This is a genomic window from Streptomyces sporangiiformans (assembly GCF_005768555.2).
GTDB classification, from domain to species: domain Bacteria; phylum Actinomycetota; class Actinomycetes; order Streptomycetales; family Streptomycetaceae; genus Streptomyces; species Streptomyces sporangiiformans.
This window is the reverse complement of sequence record NZ_VCHX02000069.1, coordinates 32,648-56,664: the sequence shown is the minus strand read 5'-3', so window position 1 is coordinate 56,664 and position 24,017 is coordinate 32,648. Positions and strand designations below refer to the sequence as shown.

The 24,017-nt window shown below is 72.4% G+C and carries 18 protein-coding genes and 1 tRNA gene; 8 read left to right on the top strand and 11 right to left on the bottom strand.

Translation table 11 applies throughout. The features are described from left to right. Positions 1 to 177: 177 nt before the first annotated feature. A complete protein-coding gene (locus FGD71_RS06495) occupies positions 178 to 1,272 on the top strand; it encodes an LLM class flavin-dependent oxidoreductase (RefSeq protein WP_119099418.1) in 1,095 nt (364 codons plus the stop codon). Positions 1,273 to 1,294: 22 nt separating this feature from the next. Here FGD71_RS06495 and FGD71_RS06490 read toward each other — a convergent pair whose 3' ends face one another. Further along, positions 1,295 to 3,154 (bottom strand): putative bifunctional diguanylate cyclase/phosphodiesterase, encoded by a 1,860-nt coding sequence (locus tag FGD71_RS06490; protein WP_119099417.1) that lies wholly within the window; start codon positions 3,152 to 3,154, stop codon positions 1,295 to 1,297. Positions 3,155 to 3,594: 440 nt separating this feature from the next. Between FGD71_RS06490 and FGD71_RS06485 the strand changes: the two genes are divergently transcribed. Next, on the top strand, positions 3,595 to 4,860 hold the full coding sequence (locus tag FGD71_RS06485) for a M6 family metalloprotease domain-containing protein (protein ID WP_420878242.1): 1,266 nt from the start codon (positions 3,595 to 3,597) through the stop codon (positions 4,858 to 4,860). Between the two features lie 141 nt (positions 4,861 to 5,001). On the opposite strand, the gene FGD71_RS06480 is transcribed toward FGD71_RS06485, so the two are convergent. The 7 genes from FGD71_RS06480 to FGD71_RS06450 form a co-directional block, all read right to left on the bottom strand. After that, a tRNA-Lys gene (locus FGD71_RS06480) sits at positions 5,002 to 5,075 on the bottom strand. Then, the gene (locus tag FGD71_RS47265) at positions 5,066 to 5,734 is read right to left on the bottom strand and encodes a hypothetical protein (protein ID WP_162931044.1); all 669 of its coding nucleotides are present in this window, start codon (positions 5,732 to 5,734) and stop codon (positions 5,066 to 5,068) included. Before FGD71_RS47265 ends, FGD71_RS06480 begins: the two co-directional genes overlap by 10 nt. Before the next feature lie 219 nt (positions 5,735 to 5,953). Further along, on the bottom strand, positions 5,954 to 6,325 hold the full coding sequence (locus FGD71_RS06470; protein WP_119099416.1) for a hypothetical protein: 372 nt from the start codon (positions 6,323 to 6,325) through the stop codon (positions 5,954 to 5,956). 107 nt (positions 6,326 to 6,432) lie between these two features. Further along, positions 6,433 to 7,779 (bottom strand): AAA domain-containing protein, encoded by a 1,347-nt coding sequence (locus FGD71_RS06465; protein ID WP_119099415.1) that lies wholly within the window; start codon positions 7,777 to 7,779, stop codon positions 6,433 to 6,435. Next, a complete protein-coding gene (locus FGD71_RS06460; protein WP_119099414.1) occupies positions 7,776 to 9,524 on the bottom strand; it encodes a hypothetical protein in 1,749 nt (582 codons plus the stop codon). The genes FGD71_RS06465 and FGD71_RS06460 overlap by 4 nt, the downstream gene beginning before the upstream one ends. Beyond that, positions 9,515 to 10,774: a hypothetical protein gene (locus FGD71_RS06455; protein ID WP_420878243.1), complete on the bottom strand. Its 1,260-nt coding sequence runs from the start codon at positions 10,772 to 10,774 to the stop codon at positions 9,515 to 9,517. The genes FGD71_RS06460 and FGD71_RS06455 overlap by 10 nt, the downstream gene beginning before the upstream one ends. Next, positions 10,677 to 11,657, bottom strand: a complete 981-nt coding sequence (locus FGD71_RS06450) for a phosphatase PAP2 family protein (RefSeq protein WP_119099413.1) — start codon at positions 11,655 to 11,657, stop codon at positions 10,677 to 10,679. The genes FGD71_RS06455 and FGD71_RS06450 overlap by 98 nt, the downstream gene beginning before the upstream one ends. Positions 11,658 to 11,892: 235 nt before the next feature. Between FGD71_RS06450 and FGD71_RS06445 the strand changes: the two genes are divergently transcribed. Further along, entirely contained in the window at positions 11,893 to 12,492 is a 600-nt protein-coding gene (locus FGD71_RS06445) for a histidine phosphatase family protein (RefSeq protein WP_119099412.1), read from the top strand. A gap of 43 nt (positions 12,493 to 12,535) precedes the next feature. On the opposite strand, the gene FGD71_RS06440 is transcribed toward FGD71_RS06445, so the two are convergent. Then, the gene (locus FGD71_RS06440) at positions 12,536 to 14,038 is read right to left on the bottom strand and encodes an NsdA family TPR-like regulatory protein (RefSeq protein WP_119099411.1); all 1,503 of its coding nucleotides are present in this window, start codon (positions 14,036 to 14,038) and stop codon (positions 12,536 to 12,538) included. Positions 14,039 to 14,284: 246 nt separating this feature from the next. On the opposite strand from FGD71_RS06440, the gene FGD71_RS06435 reads away from it, so the two are divergent. Together FGD71_RS06435 and FGD71_RS06430 are read left to right on the top strand one after the other, a co-directional pair. Beyond that, positions 14,285 to 14,791 (top strand): hypothetical protein, encoded by a 507-nt coding sequence (locus FGD71_RS06435; protein WP_162931043.1) that lies wholly within the window; start codon positions 14,285 to 14,287, stop codon positions 14,789 to 14,791. A gap of 57 nt (positions 14,792 to 14,848) precedes the next feature. Next, entirely contained in the window at positions 14,849 to 15,736 is an 888-nt protein-coding gene (locus tag FGD71_RS06430) for a spermidine synthase (protein ID WP_119099410.1), read from the top strand. A 75-nt stretch (positions 15,737 to 15,811) separates the two neighbouring features. On the opposite strand, the gene FGD71_RS06425 is transcribed toward FGD71_RS06430, so the two are convergent. Further along, positions 15,812 to 18,454, bottom strand: a complete 2,643-nt coding sequence (locus FGD71_RS06425; RefSeq protein WP_240436423.1) for an AMP-binding protein — start codon at positions 18,452 to 18,454, stop codon at positions 15,812 to 15,814. A 252-nt stretch (positions 18,455 to 18,706) separates the two neighbouring features. Here FGD71_RS06425 and FGD71_RS06420 point away from each other — a divergent pair, with 252 nt between their 5' ends. From FGD71_RS06420 to FGD71_RS06410, 3 genes are read left to right on the top strand one after another with little or no spacing between them, the layout of a single operon-like run. After that, the gene (locus FGD71_RS06420; protein ID WP_119099409.1) at positions 18,707 to 19,756 is read left to right on the top strand and encodes an iron ABC transporter substrate-binding protein; all 1,050 of its coding nucleotides are present in this window, start codon (positions 18,707 to 18,709) and stop codon (positions 19,754 to 19,756) included. Positions 19,757 to 19,761: 5 nt separating this feature from the next. After that, the gene (locus FGD71_RS06415) at positions 19,762 to 21,396 is read left to right on the top strand and encodes an ABC transporter permease (RefSeq protein WP_420878241.1); all 1,635 of its coding nucleotides are present in this window, start codon (positions 19,762 to 19,764) and stop codon (positions 21,394 to 21,396) included. Next, positions 21,393 to 22,475: an ABC transporter ATP-binding protein gene (locus FGD71_RS06410; protein ID WP_119099408.1), complete on the top strand. Its 1,083-nt coding sequence runs from the start codon at positions 21,393 to 21,395 to the stop codon at positions 22,473 to 22,475. Before FGD71_RS06415 ends, FGD71_RS06410 begins: the two co-directional genes overlap by 4 nt. A gap of 75 nt (positions 22,476 to 22,550) precedes the next feature. Here FGD71_RS06410 and FGD71_RS06405 read toward each other — a convergent pair whose 3' ends face one another. Beyond that, positions 22,551 to 23,984, bottom strand: a complete 1,434-nt coding sequence (locus FGD71_RS06405; RefSeq protein WP_119099407.1) for a GH1 family beta-glucosidase — start codon at positions 23,982 to 23,984, stop codon at positions 22,551 to 22,553. Positions 23,985 to 24,017: the final 33 nt, after the last annotated feature.

Here is a 24,017-nt window from a genome sequence, read left to right as displayed (position 1 = left end):
CGTCCGGCGTTTGAGGACGAGGCCGTTCAGGCCGATAGCGGGGGTCTGGGGGCGCAGCCCCCAGGAACAGGATGGGACGGGTAAGGGCGGCGGGGGCGGAACAAACCAAGACCGCCCCCTGTTCAGTTGCCGCGGGGACCGCGAACCCCGCGGCGTACCGAACAGGAGGCATTCACCATGGCGGCAGACGAGATCCGAGGCACGGCGCAGGGATCCACCCCCGTCCCCCTCTCCGTCCTGGACCTGGTCACCGTCGGAGCGGGCCGCACGGCCACCGACGCCCTCCGTACCAGCGTCGAGCTGTCCCGCCTCGCGGAGTCCCGCGGCTTCCACCGCTACTGGGTGGCCGAGCATCACTCGATGCCGGGCGTGGCCTCCTCGTCCCCGGCCGTGATCCTCGCGCACCTGGCCGCCCACACCACCCGCATACGCCTCGGCTCGGGCGGCGTCATGCTGCCCAACCACGCCCCCCTCGTCATAGCGGAGCAGTTCGGCACACTCGAAGCCATGGCCCCGGGCCGTATCGACCTGGGCCTGGGCCGCGCCCCGGGCACGGACGGTGCCACGGCCGCGGCCCTGCGCCGCACGGAGAGCGTCGGCCAAGGCGCCGACGACTTCCCCGAGCAGCTCGCGGAGCTGACCCGCTTCCTGGACGACGACTTCCCGGACCGCCACCGCTACTCCCGTGTCCACGCGGTCCCGGGCCCCATCCAGGGCACCTCTCCCGGCGGCGTCCAGTCCGCGCACCGTCCACCGGTCTGGCTGCTCGGCTCCTCCGGCTTCAGTGCCCGCCTCGCCGGATCGCTCGGCCTCCCCTTCGCCTTCGCGCACCACTTCTCGGCGCAGAACACGATCCCGGCCCTCGACCTCTACCGGGAGTCGTTCAAGCCCTCGCAGGCCCTCGACGCGCCGTACGCGCTCATCGGCGTCTCCGCGCTCGCGACGGACGACGAGAAGGAGGCCCGCCGCCAGATCCTGGCCGCGGCCCTGAACATGGTCCGCCTGCGCACCGGCCGCCCCGGACTCGTACCGACCCCGGAGGAGGCCGAGGCCTACGAATTCAGCCCGATGGAGCGGGAGTTCATCGACAGCTGGAACTCCAACGTCATCCACGGCACGGCGGACGAGGTCCGCTCCGGCCTCGACGACCTGCACAAGCGCACCGGCGCCGACGAGTTGATGATCACCAGCCATGCCCACAACAGCGACCTGCGCCTGCGCTCGTACGAACTGATCGCGGATGCCTACGGGTTGCCGCGGGCTCAGGCCTGAGAAGGGTCGGGCCTGAGCAGGGTCAGGTCTGCGGGCAGTCCTCCGCTGTCAGGAGTGCGGAGATACGATCCGGCGCCACCGGACGCGAGTACAGCCACCCCTGACCGGTGTCGCAGCCGATGCGGCGCAGGCGGGAGGCCTGGCCGGACGTCTCCACGCACTCGGCGGTGACCGTCAGGCCCAGACGGTGGGCGAGTTGGATGAGAGCCTCGACGATGACCTCGTCGGCCGGGTTGGAACGGTCGCCCGCGTCCTCGTACTGGAAGCCGCGCACGAAGGACCCGTCGAGCTTCAGGACGGAGACGGGCAGGCGGCTGAGGTAGGCGAGGTTCGAGTACCCCGTGCCGAAGTCGTCGATGGCGATGCGTACGCCCATGTCGCTGAGCGCCTGCAGGGCCTGGAGCGGGCGGCCGGCGGAGCCCATCACGGCCGACTCGGTGAGCTCCAACTGCAGCAGGTGCGGGGCGAGTCCGGTCTCCGCGAGGATCGTCGCGACATCCGCCACCAGATCCGAGTCCCAGACCTGACGCACCGCCACGTTCACGCTCACGAAAACCGGAGGCACGTCCGGATGGTCCAGCTGCCAGCGGCGCGCCTGCTTGCAGGCGGTGGCCAGCACCCAGCGTCCGAGCTGCACGATCGAGCCGTCTTCTTCCGCAAGTCCGATGAACCGATTCGGCGTCAAGGTGCCGAACTGGGGATGGTTCCAGCGGACCAGCGCCTCGACTCCGTGGACGCCGCCGTCCTCCATCCCGACCAACGGCTGGTATTCCAGGGCGAATTCACCTCGCTCGATGGCGGGCCGGAGGCCGGAGGAGAGCGCCTGGCGGGTCATGCGGTGGGCGTTGCGCTCCGGGTCGAAGAGCGTCCAGCGGGACTTTCCGTCGGCCTTTGCCCAGTACAGCGTCGTGTCGGCGGCCTGCATCAGACCGGTCGGGGTGGTGCCGGCGGCGCGCCGCTCGACGACCCCGATCGAGGCCGAGACCGAGAGCCGCTGTCCGGAGAGGTCGAAGGGCGCCTGGAGGGAGCCCAGTACGGACTCGGCGAGCTCCGCGAGCTGCTCCGTACCCGTGGAGTCCTCGACCAGCAGCGCGAACTCGTCGCCACCGAGCCGGGCGACCAGCGGCGTGGCCGTCCTCGCGTACCCGGCCTCGTCCGCGCAGCGCGTCAGCCGCTCGGCGACGGCCGCGAGCAGCCGGTCACCGACGCGATGGCCGAGCGTGTCGTTGACGGCCTTGAACCCGTCGACGTCCAGGTAGCACACCCCGATCCTGCCGGTGCCGGACTCCTCGTACGCCTCCGGCTCCAGCGCGGCCGACAGGCGTTCGAAGAACAGGGTGCGGTTGGGCAGCCGGGTCACCGGGTCGTGCATCTGCAGGTGCCTCAGGCGCGCCTGGAGTTCGTGGCGGGCGCTGATGTCCGAGACGGAGAGCAGTACGGCGCGCTCCTCCTCGGGCAGCGGCGAGACCGTGACCTGGACCCAGAGCGAGTGGCCGTCGGGATGCTTGAGCCGGCGGGTGCAGCGAAGTCTGGCCTGGCGGCCGCGGAGCACCTCGCGGTAGGCGTGCCAGGTGCGGGCGTCGGAGGCCAGGTCCACCAGGTCGGCGGCGATCCGGCCCGTGAGGCCGTCCGGGCCCGCGCCGAGCAGCGCGGCCAGCGTGTCGTTGGCCGTGACGACCAGGCCCTCGCGGTCGACGACAGCCATCGGGAGGGGCGCGGCGGCGAAGGTGGCGCGGAAGGTGCGGGCCTCGACGCCCGGTTGCGTCCGGGCGGCGGCAGCAGGGGGCGTCCGTTCGTGCGGAGGTGACTCGTTGTCACTCTCTGTTACGACTGACCGGGCGAGGTCTGCCGCAGGCGCCGGTCCATCGGACGTTCCGCTCACCGTTCGCTCCCGCTGTGCACTCGTTCTCGTACAGGTCTCGTCGGGTGGTCGGCCGGAGGTGGACGGCCGCTCTGGCCGTGTCCACGCAGGAAAGTGTGCCGATCATAGAGGCTGTCCGTAAGGCCTTCCAGCTACTGCTCAGTCTTCCGGAACAACGAGCGCATGCGACAGATCGTTTCTGCCCGCACCTGGACGGGTTCCTTCATCACGCGATCACTTGTGACGTTCCGTGAGTACTCGGGGTGTCGACCTGCGGGTCGTCCGGTTGTCGGTCCCTCTCACCCTTCTGGTGCAGGCAAACAGGGTGACTGTGATCAAAAACCCACAAGCTGGGTGCGGTATCCCGAATTCCGCATCCGGAGGTCGATGTGCCGCGTCCGCTCACCCTCAAGGGGCTCGCCCGTGCCGGGATGAGACCTCGTTGGCGTGGTCCCGCGGCCGTGTTCACGTCCATGGCGGCGCTCGCCGCGACCTCCCTGGTGACGGGCCCCTCGATCGCCGTGACCCGCTCCCTTCCGTGCGCGCTGAAGCGGACCGACGCCCACCACTCGGAGGGGCTGGACACCTGGAACGCCTCCTATCCGCGCCCCGCCCGCCGCCTCGACGCCGTGATGGTCTTCCTGTCCTTTCCGGACTCCGAGCCGCTGACCAGGCCCACCGACCTGAAGGGCGACTACTTCCCGGCGACCAGTCGCTTCTTCGAGCAGGCCTCCTACGGCAAGTTCACCCTGCGCCCGCACCCGGTCCGCGAGTGGATCCGGATGCCGCGGGCCTCCACCGCGTACGCCATACAGCGCGACTGGCACTCCGCGCGACGGTCCGCGTACCTGCGCGACGCCCTCGCCGTCTCCAACGGGCGTGTCGACTTTTCGCGCTACGACGTCGTCTACTTTGTCGCCGACCCGGACGCGCCCGGCGTGGACTCGGACGCGACGAAGGTGGTGAACCTGGACACGCCGCTGCGGGCCGACGGCAAGGACATCCGCCGCGTCGTCACGGTTTTCGAGAAGCACCCGCCGGACCGGCTGGTTCTCGCCCATGAGACCGGCCATGTCTTCGACCTGCCGGATCTCTACCACCGGCCGACGGACGGCAAGGGTGACTGGGACACGCACGTCGGCGACTGGGACCTCATGGGCAGCCAGTTCGGCCTCGCGCCCGATCTCTTCGGCTGGCACAAGTGGAAGCTCGGCTGGCTGGCCCCCCGGCAGGTGGCGTGTGTGGAGGGGGCGGGTGACGCGGGCGGCGCGCGGTTGACGTTGGAGCCATTGGGGGCGGGGCCGGCCACGGCTGCCTCGATGGCGGCGGCGACGGCTGCCTCGGGGGCGGCGGGGGAGGTGCGGAAGGCGCGGGAGGTGGGGTTCGGGCTGGGCGGCGGGACGAAGCTGGCGGTGGTTCGCACCGGGCGCAGCAGTGCGATCGCCTTCGAGGCGCGGGGGCCGGTCGGGAACGACGAGGCGGTCTGTTCGCAGGGTGTGCTCGTCTATCGCGTACGCGGTGAGACCGCGTCCGGGGGCGGGCCCATCCAGGTCATCGACGCGCACCCCACCTCCGAGGCCTGTTGGGACAGGTCCGTGTATCCGCCGCTCGCGGACGCGCCGGTGGGGCTCGGGGAGAGCTTCACGGTGCCGGGGGAGGATGTGCGGATCGAGGTGGAGGACCGCACGCCTTCGGGCGCGTGGACGGTGACGATCTCGGCGGGGTGAGTGCTCACATAGGGGGACACTCCTGCCTGCGTCACGGGGGTGTGGGTGTCGGAGCCCTCGCAGGGCGCGGCGAAGCCGCGCGAAAACAACGATGGCGAGGAGGTTCGCGCTTTACGCGAACCCGCCTCGCCATCGCCATCGTGCGCCGCCAGGGACTCGAACCCCGGACCCGCTGATTAAGAGTCAGCTGCTCTAACCAACTGAGCTAGCGGCGCCTGCTGACGTCGTAGACCTTAGCACCCTGTTCGGCGGGAGGAAAAATCGATATCCGCGCTGGGCGAGCGGCCCGTACGGCGGCCCAGAGCAGGACCTCTGGGCCGGGCAGCCAGGGCCGGAGGGTGTCGGGGGCGACGAGCCAGCGGGCGGTGGTGGGCGGGGGGACCGGCTCGGGCTCGGAGGGTCTGGGCTCGGCCTCGGCGGGCGCGGGCCCGGGTGCGAGTGCGGGCGCCGGGCTCAAGGTCGGGATCGTCACCGCGTCGCCCTGGCCGTGGCAGAGCAGGGGCGGGATCGCGCCGCTGCGGCCCGCGCCGCCGTCGGAGCCCCATTCCTCCCACCGCAGGAGCGCGGGCAGGCGCTGCGCGGTGCCCGGGGTGGCGAACAGGAGTATCCGCCCCCGGTGCGTGGCCACCGGGCCCGAGCCCGGGCCCTCGTCCCACAGCCGGTCCAGCATGCGGCGGCCGAAGATCACGGGAGCGTTGACGACGTCGAAGGCGTGACCGCAGGGCAGGACCGCGGGGGTGCCGGGCGGGTCCTCCAGGGCGGCGAGCCTGCCACATGGATGCCTGATCGCGCGGGCGAGCCAGGCGGCTCCCTCCGGTGTGAGGGTGTGTGCTCCTTGGGGGACGGCGCGTGCCGGATTCCGTGTGCCGCTCATGCCGCTCATGTCGCCTACATCTACCGGCGGTGAGCGACTGACTCCCGAGAGTTGCCGGAAATGGGGACGGGAGGGGTGGATGTGGGGTACCTTGCCCGCCCGGCATATGCCAAGGGCCTTTCCTGGCCTCAGGTCACCGGCTCACGTGAGGTTGCCTGCTTACGGGCTCACGTGAGGTCGTCGGCTCACGGGCTCAGGTGAGGTCGTCGGCTCACGGGCTCAGGTGAGGTCGCCGATTCCATGCCCGTTGCCGTCCGCCCCGCGAAGCAGCTCCCGCCCGTACTCGACCATCCTCTTCGCGTAGTCCTCGGTCCACTCGGCACGTTCGGCGATGGCGGCCGGGGTGAGCCGGTCGAACCGGCGGGGGTCGGCGAGCTGGGCGGCGGCGATCGCCTGGTACTCGATGGCCCGGTCGGCGGCCGCGCGGAACGCGTGCGTCAGCTCCGTGGCACGGGACAGCAGCGCCCGGGGATCGTCGATCGACTCGAGGTCGAAGAAATGCTCCGGATCGGAGGCGGCCTCCGCGGGCTCGAAGAGCAGCGGCGCAGGGCGAAGCCGCGGCTCGTTCCTGCGCGGCGTGGGCTCCGCCATGACTTCTCCTCCTCGTACGGTGTGCGACCCGTCCTTGTAGTGGGCCACCGTCCATTGTCCCTTGACCCCGCAAGAGGGCATGCGGGGTCGCCGGCCGGCGGTCCCGCTCACGGGCGCCACGACACCCGGTGTTCCGACAGATGTGACAGCACCGCGTGGTTCGCCTCCCAGCCGTCCGGGAACTTCACCGTGACCCCGAGCTGGACCGGTTCCGTGGACGGGTGGTCGTCCAGCAGGTCCGTCACTCCGGCGCGGCAGACGACGATGCAGGCGTGGCGGTGGCGGGAGGCCAGAACGCACAGGCGGCCCGTTTCCAGGTGGAAGGCCGTCGCGTCGGGGCGGCCCGAGAGGGGATGGAGGACGACGGTCACGTCGTACTCGCGGCCCTGGAGACGGTTCGCCGTGTCGACGGTCACCCCACCGGCGCCGAGCTCCGCGAGCGCCGCGCGGACGGACGCCGCCTGATCCCGGTGTGCCGTGCCCACGGCGATGCGGTCGGCGGTGAGCGGGGCTGGATCGGGGGACCGCTCCGACGTGGCCGCTCCGCCCCGGTCCAGGAGACGGCGTACGACCTGGGCGAGGGCGCGGACCGCCTCGGGGTCCGTACGGGGCGTGTGCCGGGCCGGGAGTTCCAGCAGGCCCCAGCCCGTCTCGGCCGCCTCGTCGATGACCCGGTCGGGGCTTGAACCGTCCGACGGCACCGCGAAGGCGAGCCGGCGGTCGGCGTGGCCGGTGCCGCTGCGGAACGGGGTGTACGGGTAGAACGCGTCCGAGACCAGCGGCCCCGCCGACGCGGGGAGCCGCCAGGACACCGGCAGCCGGTGCTGCGGCAGCTCGGGGTTGTGGGCGAGCAGCGTCGTCACGGCGGACGCCGAGGGGTCGTACGACAGACCCGCCCACTGCTCCGAGCCGACGATCGAGAACGGGTCCAGCTGGCCCGGGTCGCCGACGAACAGCGCCCGCTCGAAGAGCCCGGCGACGGCGAGCAGCGCGTCCGAGCGCATCTGGTACGCCTCGTCGACGATCGCGTGACGCCAGGGCTCGACGCCCTTGACATGGGCCCATTTGGCAGCCGTCGAGATCACGACGTCCAGCCCCGAGAGGTCCGCGGCCTTGGCGGACTTGCGGACGTTCGGGAGATCGTCGAGCGCCTTGTCGTACGGATCCGTGTCGCTGCTGTGCAGGCGGCCGACGGGCAGCTCCGGGTTCTTCTCGGCGAGCCGCAGGACCAGGTCGTCGACCTGCGCGTTGGTCTGCGCGATGACCATCAACGGGCGCCCGGCCTCGGCCAGTTCGAGCGCCGCCCGGACCACGAGCGTGGACTTGCCCGCTCCGGGCGGCGAGTCCACGACGACCCCGCGGTGCGCCCCGTGCAGGGTGTCGCGCAGGATCGCGCCGGTGGCGCGGGCGGCCTCGGCGCCGGGATCGAACGGGGACGGGGAGGCGGGGGTCACAGAAGGTCCTCCTCGGTCACCGGGTCGGGCTCCGGAAGCGCCGCTGCTGCCGCGCCAGTCCTGCCAGTCGCCCCGGTCGCTTCTGCCGCTTCGGTCGACTCCGTCGGCGGTCCGCCGTGGGTCCAGGGCGTCTCCTCCGGGTCGGGCAGCTTCGCGCCGCCCCGCTGCTCGTGCTCGAAGAGCGTGAAGCAGATCTGGTCGCCCTTCTCGGGGACGGATCCGGGCTCGGGCTCCTTGCCGCGGCCCATCTTGTCGACGATGCGCAGGACGACGCTGAGGCCGGCCGCGGCCTCGTCGGCGTCGGTACCGGCGTCTGCGCCGCCGTCCTCGCCCCTGCCCCGGACCCTGTCGCCGTCGCCGTCGCCGTCGCCGTCGCCGTCTTCGCGTTCGACGTACTCGACGAACTCCGCCGACTGCGGTTTTCCGCCGAGAGAGCGGTAGACCTTGGCGCGCTCGCCGAGGTGCGGCCGGTCGTCCGTGCGGATCGTCACGAGCGGGCGCGGGCTGGGGCGCTTGCTCTCGCTGTACGCCATGACCACGTCCGTGACCTCGCCCGCGAAGGCCTCGCCCGCGAGCCGCCGGCCGGCCATGACGAGCGGGTCGTCGAGGGCCTCCTGGGCTTCCAGGCGGGCCTGTTCGCGCTCGCGCGTGGCGAGCTTGTTCGCGGCGGTCACCGCGTCGTCGCGGCGCGGCTGCGGGGGCTCTCCGGCGAGGACGCCGTCGCGGTGGCCGGTGAACGACCAGCGGTCGCGGGTCCAGCGGTCGGCGGCGTGGGCACCCTCGGGCAGCCCGCGCAGGAGGTCGAGTCCGCGCCACACCGCGTCCCAGGTGGGGCGGGTGCGGCTCTCGACGAGGTCGCGGATGTGCTGCTCGGCGGCGGTGAGTTCACCGAGCCGGTCGTCGGCCTCCAGGCCGTCCTCGGCGGCCCCGAGCGCCGTACGCGCGCGGTCGTAGCGCTCGATGGCCGGGGCGAGCAGCTTGTTGTCGAACGCCGGGTCGGTGGCGGGTCCGGCGGGCGGGCACAGCAGCTGCCCCTTGGCGTCCCGCTGCAACTCGGCCCGCAGCGCGGCCTCGGCACCGGGCTCGCCCTCGGGCGGGGCGATCCAGGCGAGCAGGGCACCGAGGTGCTGGTCCTCCAGGCTGCTCTGACCGGTGGCCCAGTGCCGCGACAGTACGTCCGTGAGGGCGAGCAGCAGCGCGGAGCCGGGCACCCGGGCCCGCTCCCCGAAGTGCGTCAGCCACCGCCCGAGCAGCGGCACGCGCGGCGGCGCCGGATGCGGCGTCTCCGGGTCCTGCTCCGCGGTGCGCCGAAAGCGCATGGAGCGCCCGAGAAGCCGTACGAAATCGATGCCGGCGCGGCTCGGCACGATCAGCTGCGGTGCGTCCGCGCACAGTTCGACCTCGACCTTGACCCGCTTGCCCGTCTCGGGGTCGGTCTCGCTGCGCTCGGCGGCCTCGACCGCGTCCCCGTACGCGTCGACGTACGGCAGTACGACATCGGCGAGTTCGGCGAGAAACGTGAACCGCAGATCCCGGTCCCGCGGCTGCGGCACGACGAGCAGCCGCGGTGCGTCGCGGTCGGTGCCGACCAGCGCGCCGAGCGGAGCCCCGGCCTCCCCGGCGGTGGTGAGCGGCACGAAGACGAGCGGCCGCTCGGAGAGATGCCGGTGCCGCACGGTGGCGAGGGGCTGGGCGCGCCCGGTGTCGACGGCTTCGAGGCGGGCGAGGGTGGTGATCAGGGACATGGCGTCCCCTTGTGGTCGAGCGACCGGTCGTGCCCGGGCGACCGGCTGCCCAGGGCCTCCGCCCGCAGTTCCGCCGCTCTGCGGAGGGCGGCGACCGCCGGGTCCGTCGGGTCGCCGGTCGTTCCGCGGGCCGCGGCGAGCACGTCGTCGACCGTCGTCAGGCCGCCCAGCTCCGCCCGCAGCGAGCGCCCCAGCGACGTCACCGCCCCGTCGGCGCGGGAGCGGGCGCGGCAGTGGAAGGCCAGTTCGCAGGTGGCGAGGCACTCGGGGGCGTAGGTGGCCGGGACCGACTCGACCGCGGCGGTCAGGTCGGCGGCGGGGAGGTCGGGGGCGAAGCAGGTGCCGTCCGGGAGGGAGTCGGCGATGTCCTCGATGCGCGTGAGACGGTCCAGCTGACGGCGGGTCACGGAGCGCTGCTTGCGGACGTCGACGGCGGACGCGGCCGGCAGGTTGGAGAAGTCCTTGGGGCAGACCAGGAGGATCCGGTGCCGGACATTGCTGATTTGGGCGCGCCCCTGCGGCTCCGCGACGACCCGGTCCGCGCCGAGCCGGTCCGCGCCGAGGCGGTTCGCGACCTGCTCCAGCGCCAGTACGTACACCGCGGCCTGCCGCGCGGCCGCGCCCACCTTCGCCGCGTCAGCCGAACCGTCCAGCATCGGGAAGGACTTGATCTCGACGACCGTCCAGCTCCCGTCGGGATGCACCACCACGGCGTCCGGCTCCAGGAAGGCGGGGGAGCCCGCGACGTCCAGGGCGAGCAGCGGATGGTCGAGCAGCGTCCAGGCCCCGGCCTCGGTGGCCTCGCGCAGCGCCAGCGCCGTACGGGCCGCACGCCCCTCGGGGCCTACGGCCGTGAGGTCGGGGACCGCGGCACCCTGGGGAGGAACCGCTCCCGGATCCAGCCTCTCGTGCACGAGCCGCAGCAACTCCGCGCCCCCGTCGGCCTTGACCCGCGCCTCGAAGGCATTGCCCCGCATGAACGCGAACTGCGACTGCCCGAAGGCGGACGGCGAGCCCAGCGCGCTCGCCAGCGTGGCCTTGTTCACCCCCGCGCCGTCGAGGATCGCGCGCCGCTTGCAGCCGGGGTTCGCGGCGAGCGCGGCCAGGGCGCGCGCGTCGAGCGGCTGCGGCGGGACCGCGGGTCCGCGCAGCTCAGCGAGCCGTTGCCGGAGCGCTGTCCCCCGCGTCGGCGGGACTCGCTTCGGGACCGGCTCCCTGCTCGGCTCCCAGCTCGGCGCCCGGGGTGGCACTGGCCTTGCGCTGTCGGGGAATTCGCTCACCCGGGGAAGTCTGGCATCCACCACTGACAATTGAGGAACCTGTGCCCCGAGAGACCATGGTGACGGGTGCCAGACGCGCGACCCCGAGCCGCGCCCGCGCCGTGTCCGCGAGCCGCAGCACCGGCGCGGTCAGCAGCAGTCCCGCGCCCATCACGAGCGCGCCCGCGAGGGCGTCCAGGAAGTAGTGGTTGGCGGTGCCCATCACCACGAGCGTGGTGATCAACGGGTAGGCGACGCCCACGGTCTTGGCGAGCGGTGTGCGGCCGTACCGCCACAGCATCACGCCGCACCACAGCGCCCAGCCGACGTGCAGGCTCGGCATCGCCGCGTACTGGTTCGTCATGCCGCCGAGCCCCCGTGGCGCGCTCGCCTCGCCGCCCCACCAGCCGTAGTCGCTGTACTGGGCCATCGTGTCGACGAAGCCGTGCCCCGCCGACAGCAGCCGGGGCGGGCAGGTGGGCAGCAGGGTGAAGCCGATCAGACCGATGAACGTGGAGGTCATCAGCCAGGCGCGGGCGGCTCGGTAGCGCACGGCGCGGGACCGGAAGAGCCACACCAGGACCGCGGGCGTGACCAGGTAGTGCAGGGAGGCGTACCAGAAGTCGGCGGGTATGCCTATCCAGGGTTCGCGGGTGAAGAGACGGTTCAGCGGATGCTCGGCGTTGAGGTAGAAGGCCTTCTCTATGCGCAGGATGCCCAGGCCGTGGTCGACGGCGCTCGCCACGTCGCCCCGTACGAGGAGCCGGCCGGCCGAGTACGCGGCGTACACCAGCAGGATCAGCGGCAGCTCGGTCCACCAGCGGGGTCGAGCGCGCAGTACCGCCTCGGTGCCCGGTACATCGGTCCGCCGCATCCGATCGCCCTCCCCCTTCTGTCCCGTGGCCCGGTGTGCCACGCCCGACGTTCAATCTACGGTGTATGCGAACGCCTGAACGGGGCGCCCTGGTGGTCATAGACGCAGAGATCGCCCGGCGGGTTGCCCCGCGGGGGCGTGCGCGATGATGGAGCGATCCAAGCCCGCCGTACGTCACGTACATGCCACATATACGTCCCGTACTCGTCCCGTACTCGTCCCGGAGAGGCATTTCATGGCACCGCGCATCCTGCTGGCCCGGCACGGACAGACGCAATGGTCGTTGTCCGGCAAGCACACCGGCAGGACCGACGTTCCCCTCCTGGAGGAGGGCAGGCGCGGCGCCAAGCTGCTCGGCGAGCGCCTGGAGCGGGCGCCGTTCGGCGGGCTCGCGGCGGCCGAGGTGCGGACGAGCCCGCTGGCACGCGCGCGTGAGACGTGCGAACTCGCCGGATTCGGCGACCGGGCGACCGCCTGGGACACGCTCATGGAGTGGGACTACGGCGCGTACGAGGGCATGACCCCCGCCGAGATCCAGGCGCGCCGGCCCGGCTGGCTGATCTGGCGCGACGGGGTGCCCCGGGGCGAGACCCTTGCCGAGGTCTCCGCGCGCGCGGACGAGGTGGTCGCCTGGACACGGTCCCTCGACCGCGACGTGCTCGTCTTCGCGCACGGTCACATCCTGCGCTCCATAGCCGCCCGCTGGCTCGGCCTGGATCTGGACTTCGCGGCCCGGATCCGCCTCAACCCGACATCCCTCTCGGTGCTCGGCTGGGCCTATGGAGAGCCGGCGATCGAGACCTGGAACGACTGCGGGCACCTGGACACGGCCTGACGGCGCGACAACCACAGTTCGACAAGAGGTGGACCGCGCGTCCCTACGCCGTCCGCGCGAGCGCCGCGTGCCGCTCCAGGAAGTCCGACACCCTCGACGCACGGCGGTGCGGCAGCAGCACCCGGGCCGTGCCCGCGAGCATCGTCTGGACCCGTGACGACTGCACCTGATCCAGAAGGTCCAGCACGCGCAGGCCGGCCGCGGCGGCCTCGTCGGGATGCCCGGCCCGGGCCAGATCGTCGGCCAGTTCGGCCGTGTAGAGCGCGAGGTTGCGCGTGAAGTGGGGATCCTGGAGCCGCGTCGCGCGCCGGGCGTGGTGGGCCGCGCGCGGCCAGTCGCCGAGCGTCGACCAGCACTGGGCCTCCAGGCCCGCCAGTTCGGCCGCTCCGTAGAAGCTCATCCACTCCGGATCGGCGTCACCGGGCCCGCGGTCGTACAGCGCCCGGGCACGGGTGAGCGCCTGTTCGCAGCTGGTGCGGTCGGCGAGCCCGGCCCAGCCGCCCGCCTCGCGCATCGAGAGCAGCGACAGCAGCCGGGCCGAGCCCAGCGGACGTGCGGCACGCTGCGCGGCCTGCGCCGCCCGCACCGCCTCGCGCGGCCGGCCCGCGTCGCGCGCCAGGAAGGACGTATTGCAGAAGGCATGCGCCTCCAGGGCCGGATCCCCCGCCATGCGGGCCGTCGCGAGCGCCTCCGCGTAGTGCGAGCGCGCGTCGCCGAAGCGCCCGGAGTCGTGCGCCAACCACCCCACGGAGATGGCCAGTTCACCCGCCCCCGCGTGCAGCCGTTCGGCGGTCGCCGGTCGCGTGGCCCCGGCGTCCAGCAGGGCGTACGCGGCTCGCATCGGAGCCGCCGCCCTCTTGTACAGCCCGTCGGCGCCGTGCCGGTCGTCGAGCAGCCGGATGTGCCGTACGGCCTCTTCGAGGGCGCCCGCCTCGGCCTCGCCGAACCGGTGTGCGGGACGGTCCGCGGCCGCGGCGACGCCGCCGAACGCGAGCCCCAGGGGGCCCAGGGTGGCGGCCGCCACGGTGGCGGTGCCGCCCGTCATGAATGCGCGACGCTGCACGTCGCTCTCCTCGTGGTTCCGATCGTGGTGCTGGTGCTGGTGCTGGTGCTGGTGCTGGTGCTCGTGTGTGTCGTGGTCGTACTCGTAGTCGTAGGTGTCATACGGCTCGTACGCCCCCTCCGTCTCAGGTGGCGCGTACGCCGGGATCCCGGTACGCGAAGGGGGCGGATCTTCGGTTGCGCGCGCCCCCCGTCCGCGTACCGATGAGCGGGGCGCGAACCCCAGGTCGGCCAGTGTCCGGCCGGGGAACATATGCAGGAACACCCGCTCGTACGCGTAGTTCGGGCAGCGGATCTCCCCTGCCTCCACCCGCCCCACATAGCGCGCGTCGCAGCTGACCCGCTCTCCTATCTCCCGGGCGGCCCGTCGCACCGCCGCGGCGAACTCGCCCGGCGAGCGCTGCCCGCGCAGCTGCCTGAAGGCGAGGTTCGGCCGCGGAGGCCGAGGTGACTGGGACGACGAGGTCGTCGTTGACGACGCCATGGCCGGGCCCTCTCTCGCGAACCGTCGAACCATGCCGGAGCCAGGGCGAGTTGATCATGTCCCGTCTGTTTCCGGCGGGCACGAAGGTACCCTCTGTGACCAGTCGGTCGCACAAGGTTTAGCTACAAAACGGATATCTCATCCACGATCTGCCATGAACTGCCAACCTTTGCGGTCGAGTTCCGCCGTAGCCGTTGACGCCCCGTGGCGTTGAACCATGCGGTGAGCTCGATCTAGGAGGGTTCCATGGCGGAGGCCAGGCAGAGCACCGATCCCTGTGTGCCGCTCTCGACGGCGCGGCATGCGCCGACTTCCGTCCCCGAGTGCGGCGCCGAGCCGCTCGGTGGCCGGGGCACGCGGTCCGAGGACTTCTGCGACCTCGTCACGGTCCCCACGCGCCAGGGGCTGGAGGCCGTCGACATCCTCCGGCGTGGCGCCGGGGAGGCCGTCGGCCCCGTCCTGCACGACGGCAATTGCGACACGCTCGGCTTCCTGGTGCCGCCGGGCACGGCCGACGCCTGGGACGTACCGGGCAGCACCTGCACCCATGCCCAGGCCGATGGCCGTGGTGCGGGCCTCCTCACCGAGGCCCTGGAGCCCCCCGAACCCCCGGATTCCCCGGCGCCCCCTGTGGAGGGCTCCGGCTGGCTGCTGCCCCCGGACGAGTCGGACCTCGCCACCGATCCCGCGGTACTGCGGGCAGCCCTGGATGAGGCGGCTCGGTTGATCGAGGCGGCGGACAACTGCCAGTAGCCCCGAGCTCCCGCGGCTCGCTGAGCCGGCCCGGGCGTACGGTCCGATAATGGGCAGATGGCGAAGGCGAAGGCGAAGGCGCGGAACAAGCGGTCCGGGGGTGGGCGGTCGGTGCCGGAGGCCGTTGTCGTGGCGGTCGACGGGGGGCTCGCCGAGTTGATGCCCGACCGGGAGCGGACGCGGGCCTGGACCCTGCTCATCGACGGTGCTCCGCAATCGCATGTCGACCTCGACGACCCGGCGTACCTGGACTTCGAGTACCAGCGGCGGCTCGGCCATGTCATCGACCTCGCCGCCCCGCCCGGCCGGCCCGTGCACGTCGTGCACCTGGGCGGCGGCGCTCTCACTCTCGCCCGCTACGTGGCCGCCACCCGCCCGCGCTCCACCCAGCAGGTCGTCGAGCGCGACGCGGCCCTCGTCCAACTGGTCCGCCGGGAGCTGCCATTGCCGTCGAACGCCCGGATCCGGGTGCGGTCCGTCGACGCCCGCGAAGGGCTGGCCAAGGTGCCGGACGGCTGGGCGGACCTCGTCATCGCGGACGTGTTCAGCGGGGCCCGGACGCCCGCCCATCTGACGTCGACCGAATTCCTCACCGACGTACGCCGGGTCGTCAAAGCCGGTGGCCTGTACGCCGCGAACCTCGCCGACGGCCCGCCCCTCGCGCACCTGCGTGGCCAGATCGCCACCGCGGCCGGTGTCTTTCCCGAACTGGCCCTGGTCGCCGACCCGACGGTCCTGCGGGGAAAACGCTTCGGGAACGCGGTCCTCGTCGGCTCCGACCGGCCGTTGCCCGTCGCCGAACTGACCCGGCGCGCTGCCTCCGACCCGCACCCCGGACGGGTCGAGCACGGCCCGGCGCTGCTCGACTTCACCGGGGGAGCGATACCGGTCACGGACGCGGCAGCCGTGGCGTCCCCCGCGCCACCCCCTTCGGTCTTCCGCTGAGCGGCCCGGTGATGACGGCCCAGGGGCCGTAACAGCCCCGGCACTTCTGGCAGTCGGCCTCTCGCCGACGCCGCGTCACAGCCATCTGACGACTCGCGTCGCCACGGCCGCGTACCCGATGCCGATCGCCAAGGAGACGAAGAGCGCCGACAGCGGGAAGTCCTCCCCGAAGTGGGGATAGACCTGGAAGTGCGTCAGGTAGATGTAGAGCGAGCTGCTCGCCAGGACGCCCGCGACCCGGTTGAGCGGGCCCAGACTGGGCAGCGTCGGCACCCAGATCAGCAGGGTCAGCCCGGCCACCACGAGAGCGGTGCGCAGCGGCTGGTCGTGGAACAGCCCCGGCATGGTGAGAAGGAGCACCGCCGTCAGCAGTGACCGCTGTCCCACGGTGGTCGCCCGCGCGGCCGCCCACCCCAGCGCGAACAGCCAGAAGACCACGGTGGGCCCCAGGTGGAAGCGGGCGGGTGCCACCTCCGGCAGGTCGTACCGGCCGATCAGCCCGACCACCAGGAGAGCCAGCGGCAACCCGAACGCGTACCGCCGTTCCAGCCGGTCCAGCCGCGGTACGGCCATGAGCACGGCGAGGACGACCAGGAAGTAGACCAGCGCCTCCACGAACCAGTAGTGCCACTCGTGCCGCTCGGTCCCCTGGTCGATCAGGCTGTTCAGCAGCAGGGCGTTGGCCGGGTCGTACAGGCCGGTCAGCGCCACCGCGCAGGTGATCCACGCCACGCTCGGCACGACGACGCGGGCGATGCTGCGCCACAGGTGCCGTAGCCGCTCGCGGCGCTCGCCCCAATCGAGATGGAAACGGGCGAAGTTGAAGCCCGCGACGCCGATCAGCACATGCGCGCTGCCCTGGAGGGAGAAGACGGGTATGTGCGAGGCGACGATCAGGATGATCCCCACGGCGCGCAGGGCGATGCCGGTCTCCAGGGAGCGACGGGTGTTCCTGGGGCGGGTACGCCAAGCACGGGTGCTCCAGACCCGCCGGAGCCTCGGGGATTCCGCGGCCCGCGTGCGCGCGTTCACGGGCGCCGCCAGGGCGCGCAGTTCGCGGATCGGCTTCGTGTGCCAGTCGGCGGGCAGCCCGCTCAGTGCCTCCTCCAGCCGCAGGGACATCTCGACGTAGGAGAGCGAGTCGCCGCCCAGGCTCACGAAGCTGCTGTCCTCGGTGACGTCGGCCCGGTCGAGGATCTCGGCGTACAGACGGCACAAGTCCCCGGCAGGTGCCCCGGCCGCTTCCTCCGGTGCCGGGCGTGTCAGCCGTCGTACGGCCTCGTAGTCGGGCTTGCCCGTGCCGAGCCGCGGGAGTTCGGCGAGGACCCGAACCCGTATCGCGCGCGCCGGGAGCCCGCACTCGGCGGCCACCAGTCGCCGCAGCCGGTCACTGTCCGCGGCCTCGTCACCGATGGCGCCCGGCGCGCCCAGCACGGCCAGCGCCAGGGCGTCCCCGTCCCCCGCGCAGTACGCGCTGACCCCGTGCCGCTCCAGCAGCGCCTCGACGCGCTGGGGGTCGATCCGCAGACCGACGATCTTGGCGAACCGGCTGCGGCGGCCCACGATCTCGTACAGCCCGTCGGGTGCGCGCCGGGCGAGGTCCCCCGTGTGCAGTTCCCGCACGGTCCTGCCGAGGCCGAGGTCGGCCGGGGTCTCGGCGTAGCCGAGCATCACGTTCGGTCCCGAGTAGACCAGTTCGCCGATCTGAGGATCATCCTGGTCGTCGACCGGGTGCAGCCGGAAGGAGCCGCCGGGTATCGGTACGCCGACGGCCTCGGGGCGCTCGGCGGCGAGTTGCGGCGGCAGGTAGGCCATCCGTGCCGTCGCCTCGGTCTGTCCGTACATCACGAACATCTCCCAGCCGGACCGGCGCCCCAACTCCGCGTACCGCGCCACGCGTTCGGGTGCGAGTCGCCCGCCGGCCTGGGTGACGCGCCGCAGATGCGGCAGCCGCATGCGCTCGAAGCCGACCCGGTCGAGCAGGTCGAAGGTGTACGGCACGCCGGCGAGCGAGGTGCCGCGGGCGCGGCGGAACTCCTCCCAGAAGGCGGTGTCGGACACCGACCGCTCGGTGAGGATCAGGCCGGCGCCGCGCAGCAGATGGCTGTGGATGACCGACAGGCCGTAGCAGTAGTGCGGGGGCAGCGTGGTGGCCGCCCGGTCGGTGTCACGGATGCCGAGGTACGTGGCGATGGACTGGGCGTTGGCCTGCAGGTTCTGGTGCGACAGCCGCACCAGTTTGGGCGAGCCGGTCGAGCCGGAGGTGCTCAGCAGCAGGGCCAGGTCCGGGTGGAGGGTGTGGCTGCTCGCGCGGCGCCGCTCGTCGAGGTCCCAACTGCCGTCGGCACCCGGCCGCGCCACCACGTCCGGGGCGTACGCGGCGGTCAGTGAGCGGATCGTGCTGTCGCTGTCGCCGGGGACGAGCAGGACGGGGTGGCCGGCGGAGAGGGCCGCCAGGTGAATGACGAGGGCGTCGGCCCGGTTGGCTCCGGCCAGCAGCACCAGTCGGCGCACCGGTCCGAGGCGCTCGGCGGTGGCGGCCACCCGCTCGGCCAGCCGACGGTAGGAGAGCGTCTCCTGAGGGGTGATCAGGGCGACGCGGTCGCCGTGCGCCGCGAGCCCTCGCGCGAACGGCACGCCGTGCGGGCGTACGGGCGGTTCGGGAAACGGAACCGAGGCGGGTGGGACGGGGAAGGTGCCGGGCGGGACGGGGGACACGGGGGCCATGGGGGGCGGGGCGGTCGACGGAGCCCGAAGAGTGGGCGGCGCCTGCAGGGGCCCGAAGGGGTCGATCACGGTGCGCGCCTTTCCGCAGCAGAGTCCGCCGGTAACACAGATCCCTTGACGGTTAGGCAAGGTTTACCTTATTCATAGCATGTTCACAGTTGGCTAAAAAGCATCGCTTCGCCGCTCGCTGACAGACGACGCGACCTGCGGCGTCGCGGCGAGTCATGCAGGAAGGCACACCCCATGAGACGCCCCCTGGCTGGCCGAATCACCGCGCTTGTCGCGGCCGGCCTCCTGCTCCCCGCCCTCGCCGCCTGCGGCTCCGACGACGACGGAAGCAGCCAGGGGAAGGGCGGCGACTCCGCCCTCGTCATCTACTCCGGCCGTAACGAGAAGCTGGTCAAGCCGCTCCTCGACAAGCTGGAGAAGGCCGTCGGCACCAAGGTGGAGGTGCGCTACGGCGACAGCGCCGAACTGGCCGCCCAGCTACTGGAGGAGGGTGAGCGCACCAAGGCCGGACTGTTCTTCTCCCAGGACGCCGGAGCGCTCGGCTCCCTCTCCAAGGAGGGCATGCTGGCAAAGCTGCCGCAGACCCACCTGGACAAGGTCGACAAGGCCTACCGGAGCGGGGACGGCGACTGGGTGGGCACATCCGGACGCGTGCGCGTCATCGCGTACCACCCGGACAAGGTCGCCGAGGGCGAGGTCCCGGACAGCGTCCACGACGTGGTGAAGCCCGAGTGGAAGGACAAGGTCGGCTTCGCGCCCACCAACGCCTCCTTCCAGGCCTTCGTCACCGGCATGCGCGTCCTGGAGGGCGACGACGCCACCCGTAAGTGGCTGAAGGCACTGAAGGACAACGGCGCCAAGACCTACGCCCACAACCTCGCCACCCTGGACGCCGTCGAGTCCGGCGAGGTCTCCCTCGGCCTGATCAACCACTACTACTGGTACGAGCGGGTCGCCGAGAAGGGCGAGGAGAAGGTGGGCGCCAAGCTCCACTTCCTTCCCGGCAAGGACCCCGGCGCGCTGATCAACGTCGCCGGTGTGGGCATCCTCACAAACGCCGGGCAGAGCGAGGCCGCGCAGAAGGCCGTCGACTTCCTGCTCTCGAAGGAGGCACAGACCTACTTCGCCGACGAGACCAAGGAGTACCCGCTGGCCGCGGGCGTCACGAGCACCGTCGAGGGCCTGCCGCCGTTCGACTCCCTCGAATCCCCCGACATCGACCTCGGCAAGCTGGAGTCCCTTCAGGAGACCCTGGCCATGCTCCAGGACGTCGGACTGGTCTGACGGCCGTGCCCAACACACCGCGTGCCGCGCCGCGTTCGGCCGGGGCGTCCGCCCTGGCATCCGCCCCGGCTGAGGCATCCGCCGCAGCCGGGCGCGGTCGGTTCCGTACGTTCCATGCGTTCCGTACGCGGACCGGACGCAGACCACCCCTGGTCCTGCTCGTCCCCGCCTGCGTGGCAGCCCTCTTCGCCCTGCTCCCGCTCGGCTATCTCGCCGTCCGCGCCCTCGAACGCGGCCCCGGTTACGCCTGGGACGTCGTCGCCGACGCACGCACCCTGCACCTGCTCGGCCGCAGCCTCGGCCTCACCGCCGTGGTCGTCGCGGCCAGCCTGGTGCTGGGGATCTCGCTGGCCTGGCTGACCGTGCGCACCGCCCTGCCCGGCGCCCGCGCCTGGTCGGTACTGGCCACACTGCCGCTGGCCGTGCCCAGTTACGTCGCCGCCTTCGCCTGGCTGTCCGCCGAGCCCTCAGTCGCCGGGTTCGGCGGGGCCGCGCTGGCGCTGACCCTGGTCAGCTTCCCGTACGTCCATCTCCCGGTCGCCGCCGCGCTGCGCGGCATCGACCCGGCGCAGGAGGAGGCCTCGCGCTCCCTCGGCCATGGCCCGTCGGCCACCTTCCTGCGGGTCACCCTGCCGCAACTGCGACCGGCCGCGGCGGGCGGCGGACTGCTCGTGGCGCTGTACGTGCTCTCGGACTTCGGTGCGGTCTCGCTGATGCGGTACGACACCTTCACCCGGGCCATCCACACGTCGTACCGCGCGTCCTTCGACCGCACCCCGGCCGCCGCGCTCAGTGTCGTGCTGGTGGTGATGACGGTGGCACTGGTCGCCGCCGAGACCCGTACGCGCGGACGCGCCGGACACGCGAGGACGGGAACGGGCACCGCCCGGCCGGCCGTTCCGCTCCCGCTGGGCCGGTATCGGCCGCTCGCACTGCTGTGGTGCGGTGCGGTGGCTGCCGTGGCCGTCGTCTTCCCACTCGGCACCCTCGCGTACTGGCTGACCGCCGGCAGCTCGGCCGCCTGGGACCTGGGCGGGCTCGCCGACACCGCCTGGGCCACCCTCGGGGTCGCCGCCGCGGGCGCCGCCCTCACCACGGTCCTCGCCCTGCCGGTCGGGGTGATCGCCGCCCGGCACCGGGGCCGGGGCGCGCGCCTGCTGGAGCAGGCGGCCTACGCGGGCCACGCGCTGCCCGGCATCACGGTCGCGCTCTCCCTGGTCTTCTTCGCGGTCCGCTACGCATACCCCCTGTACCAGCAACTCCCGCTCCTGGTCTGCGCGTACGCGGTCCTCTTCCTGCCGGTCGCGGTGGCCGCCACGCGGGCCGCCGTGCTCCAGGCGCCGCCCGTGCTGGAAGACGTGGCCCGGTCGCTGGGGCGGCGGCCGTGGCAGGTCCTGCGCGAGGTGACCGTGCCCCTGGCCGCGCCCGGAGTGGCGGCCGGAGCCGCCCTCACCTTCGTCGTCTGCATGAAGGAACTCCCGGCGACCCTCCTTCTGCGCCCCACCGGCATGGACACCCTGGCCACCCGCCTCTGGACCGAGACGGGTGCCGGATCCTTCGCCGCCGCGGCCCCCTACGCGGCCGCGCTGATCCTGCTGGCCGCCGTCCCCTCCTATCTCCTGGGCAGGCACCGGACATGACGGACACGAACGAACTGCACGTCGAAGGGCTCACCAAGTCGTACGGGGACGGCGACCCCGTCGTCCTGCGCGGGCTCGACCTGACCGTGCCGACCGGCGCCCTGGCCGCCGTTCTCGGCCCCTCCGGCTGCGGCAAGACCACCCTGCTGCGCATCGTCGCCGGCTTCCTGCGCGCCGACGCGGGCACGGTGAGGCTGGGCAACCGGGTCGTTGGCGGCCCCGGTGTCCATGTGCCGCCCGAGCGGCGCCGCATCGGCATCGTCCCGCAGGAGGGCGCGCTGTTCCCGCACCTGAGCGTCGGGCACAACGTGACCTTCGGCCTGAAGGGTGTGGACCGCCCCGAGCGACGCCGTCGCGCCGAGGAGATGCTGGAACTGGTCGGCCTGGCCGGCTACGGCGACCGCATGCCGCACGAACTGTCGGGCGGCCAGCAGCAGCGCGTCGCCCTGGCACGGGCGCTCGCCCCGCGCCCTCAACTGGTCCTGCTGGACGAGCCGTTCAACGCGCTCGACAGTGCACTGCGGGCGGGGGTGCGGGCGGACGTACGGACGGCGCTGCGCGCGACGGGAGCCACGGCCGTACTGGTCACCCACGACCAGCAGGAGGCCCTGTCCACCGCCGACCTCGTCGCCGTCGTCCGCGACGGCCGCGTCGCCCAGTGCGACACCCCGCAGGACCTCTACCGCCGCCCCGCCGACCCCTGGGTCGCGGGTTTCGTCGGCGACGCCGTCCTCCTCCCCGGCACGGTCGACACCGACGGCACGGTGCGTACGGCGCTGGGCACCGTGCCCCTCCGCGCCCTGCCCGAAGGCAACCCGCGCACCGGCACGGTCCTGCTCCGCCCGGAACAGCTCCGGCTGACCGGACCCACCGCGCAAGGCGCGGTCCGGGGCACGGTGACCGACGTCTGCTTCTACGGCCACGACGCCATGGTCACCGTCGCCGTCGACGGCCACGCCGCCCCGGTCGGCATCCGCGTCGCGGGACCACTGCGGGTGCGGCCGGGGGAGGAGACGGGGGTGCGGGTGCTGGGGGAGGGGACGCTGCATCGTGACGGCTGTGAGCCGACAGCGCTCTGAACGCTATTGCGAGGGGCGCGGCACCCCCCTCAGGCGCCGCGCCCCATCCCCCGTTCCCCCGGGATACCGGTCTATTCAGTTCTCGCAGTTCTCTTCAGTGGTCACCTCGGGCAGTGCCCCCGACCGAGCCGCCTTCCCGTACCAGAGGGCGCTCGACTTCGGGGTGCGGGCCAGCGTCGAATAGTCCACGTACACCGCGCCGAAACGCTTGCCGTAGCCGTAGGACCACTCGAAGTTGTCCATGAGGGACCAGAGGTAGTAGCCGCGGACGTCCGCGCCGTCGGCGATCGCGCGGCGCACCGCCGAGAGATGGCCGTGCAGGTAGGCGATCCGCTCGGGGTCGTGGACGCGGCCCTCCGGGTCGGGCTTGTCGTCGTACGCCGCGCCGTTCTCCGTCACGTACAGCGGCAGGCCCGGAGCCTCCCTCGCGTAGCGCATGATCAGTTCGTGGAGGCCGGTCGGGTCGATCGTCCAGCCCATCTCCGTACGGTCGCCCGGGGTCTGATGGAACATCACATCGTCGGCGGCCGGCCAGGGCGAGTACGAGCTCGCGCCGTGGCCGTCCGCGCGCGGGCCCGTCGGTGCCGCCTCCGCGGCCGAAACCAGCGCCGGCGTGTAGTAGTTCAGACCGAGTGCGTCCAGCGGCTGGTTGATCGCCTGGAGGTCGCCGTCGAGGACGTACGACCAGTCCGTGACCGAGGATGTCGCCTCGAACAGGGTCTCGGGGTACGCGCCGTGCAGCATCGGGCCGTGGAAGATCCCGTTCGCCAGGTCGTCGATCCGCTGCTTCGCCGCCACATCCGCGGGATCGTCCGAAACCGTCCTGATCGTGGAGGAGTTGAGGCTCACCGCGATCGTGTTGCGGGCGGGCATCGCCGCGCGGAGCGCCGAAGTTCCCAGGCCGTGCGCCAGGTTCAGGTGATGGGCCGCCTTCAGTGATGCCGCCGCGTCCGTCCGGCCCGGGGCGTGCACCCCGGAGCCGTACCCCAGAAAGGCGCTGCACCACGGCTCGTTGAGGGTCATCCACTGCTCGACGCGGTCGCCGAGCGCCTCGCCGACGATCTGCGCGTACTCCGCGAAGCGGTACGCCGTGTCGCGCTCCGGCCAGCCGCCCGCGTCCTCCAGGTCCTGCGGCAGATCCCAGTGGTAGAGGGTGAGGGCCGGCTTGATGCCGTGCGCGAGCAGTTCGTCCACCAGCCGGCGGTAGAAGTCCAGGCCGCGCTGGACGGCGGGACCGCGGCCCGTCGGCTGCACCCGCGGCCAGGACACCGAGAAGCGGTACGCGGACAGCCCCAGCTCCGCCATGAGGGCCACGTCGTCGCGGTAGCGGTGGTAGTGGTCGACAGCGATGTCACCGTTCTCGCCACCGGCCGTCTTGCCGGGAGTGTGGCTGAAGGTGTCCCAGATCGAGGGCGTGCGGCCGTCCTCCCGCACCGCCCCCTCGATCTGGTACGCGGAGGTGGCGGCCCCCCAGAGGAAGGCGGACGGGAAGGTCACGGGCTCAGACATGGAAGCGCTCCCATAGAGGTCGTGGGGACCGAC